The 4247-nt window shown below is 32.7% G+C and carries 3 protein-coding genes; all 3 read left to right on the top strand.

Annotated elements, in window-relative coordinates:
- The first annotated feature begins 32 nt into the window (after positions 1-32).
- The 3 genes from FD20_RS12130 to FD20_RS12115 all read left to right on the top strand — a co-directional run bounded on the left by FD20_RS12130 (position 33) and on the right by FD20_RS12115 (position 3409).
- Positions 33-239 carry a hypothetical protein gene (locus FD20_RS12130; protein ID WP_057738836.1) on the top strand — a complete coding sequence of 69 codons (207 nt, stop codon included), beginning with the start codon at positions 33-35 and terminating at the stop codon, positions 237-239.
- Between the two features lie 952 nt (positions 240-1191).
- Positions 1192-1728: a PadR family transcriptional regulator gene (locus tag FD20_RS12120; RefSeq protein ID WP_057738832.1), complete on the top strand. Its 537-nt coding sequence runs from the start codon at positions 1192-1194 to the stop codon at positions 1726-1728.
- 106 nt (positions 1729-1834) lie between these two features.
- The gene (locus FD20_RS12115) at positions 1835-3409 is read left to right on the top strand and encodes an MDR family MFS transporter (protein WP_201782788.1); all 1575 of its coding nucleotides are present in this window, start codon (positions 1835-1837) and stop codon (positions 3407-3409) included.
- The last annotated feature ends 838 nt before the right edge of the window (positions 3410-4247 follow it).

Below are 4247 nucleotides of genomic sequence, written 5' to 3'. Positions count from 1 at the left end.
GACAGAATTAGAACGAGTGTTTAGAAAAAGATGTGCCATTTATTGACATAGGAGCAGATACTTATAGTGGTAAAGCAAAAAACAAAGACGGCAAAGTACTACCTTATAAAAATTTATTTAAAGTAACAATAGATAATGACTGGAATTATTCCTTAGTTGACCATCATAAAAAGATAGAAAAAAACAGAAAGAATAAATTGATTAAAGTAAAAAAAACAGCACATATAGAGAAACCTTAGTGTTACACATTAATAACAAACTAACAGAAGCACGTGAGAGAGTTTTAAAGCACTATGAAGATACATATAGCTGGATTGACAATCATACAAAGCAAAGATAAAAGCTACTAAAGTTATTCTTAAACCACATACGCGTAATAGAAAGAAAAGAATTACAGCATTAAAGCCAATAGTACAATACACATTTAGAAACGTTGCAACGCTATTATTTAGTAAAAATTGCAAAACAAAATACAGATGAAGTGTATCCTAATCGCCATTTTGACGGGAAACAGCGAATCAGAGCGTTCCGATTGAAAAGGAGCGTTGCGATTCATAGGTAGTGAGAACTTAACAAAACTTAACATTCTTTTCAATGTGATGCTCGTAAATGCTAGTATATTTCTGCTAAGCAATAGCTATGGTTTGAGTATATAATAATGGTAATAAACGTTGGTGTGTAGGGAAACAAGTGCATTCAGTGTATAAAAGTATGAGTGCACACAAAAAGAGACAGGTGCACACCTTTTTGCACACAAAAATGAGAGGAGGTGGATGACCATGGTCAATGATCCAAAAGAAAAAATCAACGATATTATACAGTACGTTGAGACCATGAGATCACCTTTTCTCATGAGGATAGAGGAAATTCAAGAATGTTGCGAGTACTATATAGAACACAAGGAGCTTACTGACAAAAATGTGTTCTTTCTGCTGAGATATTTAGGACACAGGAACAAGACGAAGGCTTACCAGGACACGTATTTTTGTTCTAAACGTGTGGCTAACGTAAATGCCTTCCGTCTATTTAAAAAGCCGCAGATGCAAGAATTAAGGAATTGCTTGGAGCAATCAATGTAGCTAAAGCTAAGTGAGGGAATGAAGAAGAGATGGTTGACAAAACTAAAAAGTAAAAGTACCATAAGTTGGTATACTTTATAGTAATTTATTTTAGAGTATAAGGAGGTGTCATATGTCAACTGTCGATTTAATGTTGCTAGGTGCATTGATTGAAAAACCAATGAGTGCTTATGAAATGAAAAAAAATATGGAAGCCCGCAATATAAATTCATGGGTAAAAATCAGCTCTCCTTCAGTTTATAAAAATCTTGTTGCAATGAATGGGAAGGGATACCTAGATGATGAAGTAGTAAAAGAAGGTGAAAGACCTGCAAAAAAGATTTATTCCATAAATGAAAAAGGGCGCAATTATTTTTTCAGTATGATGGAAAAATACTCTAAGCAACCAGACAAGATTTATATTGATTTTGTCGCATTTGTTGCAAATCTCTATAATGTAGATCCAGAAAAAGGATTGGAGATGATGAAGAACCTTAGAACCAATCTTTCAAAAGAGAGGGAATACATCAAAAGCAACATTGAAGCTAAAAAAGAATTTGTACCTTTTTATGCAATTTCTATATTGGAATTATATGATAAGATGTATGCAATGTTTTCTGAATGGACTGAAGAAATTACGCATGATTATGTTCAAAAAAATAATCATTGATATTTAGCACATAAAAAATATGTTCTGATCAGAACATATTTTTTTATACTCACTTAGTATAAAGTATACTAATATGTTATATACCATAAACTGGGAGGGAAATTTCGTGAAAACAAAAAATTTAAGCAAAATCAAAACTACGTTAATTCTTTTTGGATTGATGGCAAGTCTTTTACTTTCAGCTTTGGATTCAACAATTGTTGGCACGGCAATGAAAAAAATAACAAATGATCTGCAAGGCATAGAATATTACGCTTGGCCATTTACTATCTACATGCTTTGTTCAACGGTTGTAACACCCATTTCGGGTGGACTTGCTGATATTTTTGGACGGAAACCAATATTTATAGTTGGTATTTTAACGTTTTTAAGTGGTTCAACATTTTGTGGAATGTCCCAGAGTATGATTCAACTTATTGTTTTCCGGGGCATACAAGGTATCGGTGGAGGAATCATAGTTACAAGTGTTTTTACGGTTGTTGCAGATTTATTTCCGCCCGCTAAAAGAGGAAAATACATGGGAATGGTTACATCTATATATGGACTATCAAGTATAATTGGGCCTCTTCTAGGCGGACTAATTATTGATAATCTTAGCTGGCGTTGGATTTTTTACATTAATATACCAGTTGGAATTTTTGCTGTTTTAATTATAGCTTTTATAATGCCAAATTTTAAAGCAGAAGGAAGAACAAGAACAGTTGATTATGCTGGCACTTTTTCAATGACATTTGCCTTAGTGCCTATGTTGCTCGCTTTTAGCTGGGGAGGTAATGACTACGCGTGGGTGTCTGTGCAGATTATCGGAATGTTTATTTTTTCCTTTATTATGCTGGGAATTTTCATCTACTGTGAGTCAAAAGCGCAAAATCCAATTATACCCTTATCTTTTTTTCAAGATAGAAGTATCAGTATTACACTGATTGTTGCATTTCTCACAAATGGGATCATGTTTGCAGCAATTATGTATATTCCATATTTTGCACAGGGAATTATCGGAACGTCGGCAATAATCTCAGGATCAATAACAATGCCTATGATGCTTGGACTTTTACTTGCAAGTGCAGTGACAGGGATATTAATATCGAAAACAGGAAATAGTAAAATTCTTGTTTTCGTTGCTTTTACCTTAATGGCTGTTGGAACAGGGTTGCTTTCAACGATGAGTGCTGATACATCATATTTCAAAATGGTTTTTTATATGATTATCTTAGGATTTGGTATCGGAATAAACATGCCTATTGCAAATACAAATATTCAAAATGCTGTACCTCAAAGACAAATTGGAACTGCCACATCTACAGTTCAATTTTTCCGCAATATTGGTGGTACAATTGGTTCGGCAATCTATGGGACAATTATGACAGTAACAATGAATATTGGTTTTTCAAAGCTAGATTTAAGTAATATTCCTGACAATGTTCAAGAACAGCTTAAAAAGCCTCAAATAATTACAAATTCCGAAACTGTTAAAAAAATAGTTCAACATATTCCAGCACAATACTCGAATTCTCTTACCACAGCACTTGAGGGGGCAAAAGGAGTACTTTCAAATTCAATACATGAAATTTTTTTATTCTGTATGTTTGTGGCTATTGTTGGTTTTATACTTACAATTATTTTTAAAAACGCTCCATTATGCACACAAAAAAGTATTAAAAATAAGAATAAAATTATTTGAATTATCTATTATTGTTTTTTTAAAAGGTGTTTTATGCTCCAAATAAATGAATTAATACTTATTTAAATTGGGCTAGTCGCAAAATATGTTGGATGATTCAGACAACAGATATTGGTAGCGATTCAGTTGACCTGTATGTAGAATAAGTGGAGGGTCAGATGGATTAAAAGATATCAATAAAAAATGACTGAATCTAATACTAAATATGTTAAAAAAGCATTAAGTTCGTAAAAGTCATGATGAAGAAAAAATGTATTTTTAAAATTATTGAGACAGATCTGTTATTTGCGGAAGACAGCTTATTCATGACTTCAGTATTTTATAGGCTATATTGTAACATGGGATAATGATAAAAAATCGTTCATGAAGCGCTGGAAAAAATTCAAAAAAGTAAGCGATAAGGCTGTTGATAGTAGTAAGGTATTCACAAAGAAGTTAGAATTACAAAAAAATTCGATCAGCAATAATCAAATGGTCTTTTTTACACTAAAAAACTGCTACTCGATAGAGTAACAGCCAGTTGCTGCCAGAAGATTTTGAACGTTGTTAGTGTTTTGTTAGTGTTCAAGAAATATTCACAAGGTAAAAGATTGATATAACAGCTATTTAGTGGCTGCTTGTGATTGAAACTGTGAGTCCAAGATGCCCAATTAACGCTCGTAAACGCTGGTAAATCTTCGTAAATCGTTGATTTATCAGCGCTTTTTATTTTATAGTTTTGTGTCAGTTAGTATATTTTTTGTATTTATGTTGCATAACTTAAGTATACAAGTGAGGTAACAAAGTGCTCCTATGTCAATAAATGGCACATCTTTTTCTAAACACTCGTTCTAATTCT

This window comes from Liquorilactobacillus uvarum DSM 19971, assembly GCF_001434935.1.
Classification (GTDB): Bacteria; Bacillota; Bacilli; order Lactobacillales; family Lactobacillaceae; genus Liquorilactobacillus; species Liquorilactobacillus uvarum.
This window is presented reverse-complemented; position numbering and strand designations above follow the sequence as displayed.

What these genes read in the sequence shown, in the direction of transcription:
- FD20_RS12120 (WP_057738832.1), top strand. Translation starts at nt 1,192, where the DNA reads ATGTCAACTGTCGATTTAATGTTGCTAGGTGCATTGATTGAAAAACCA.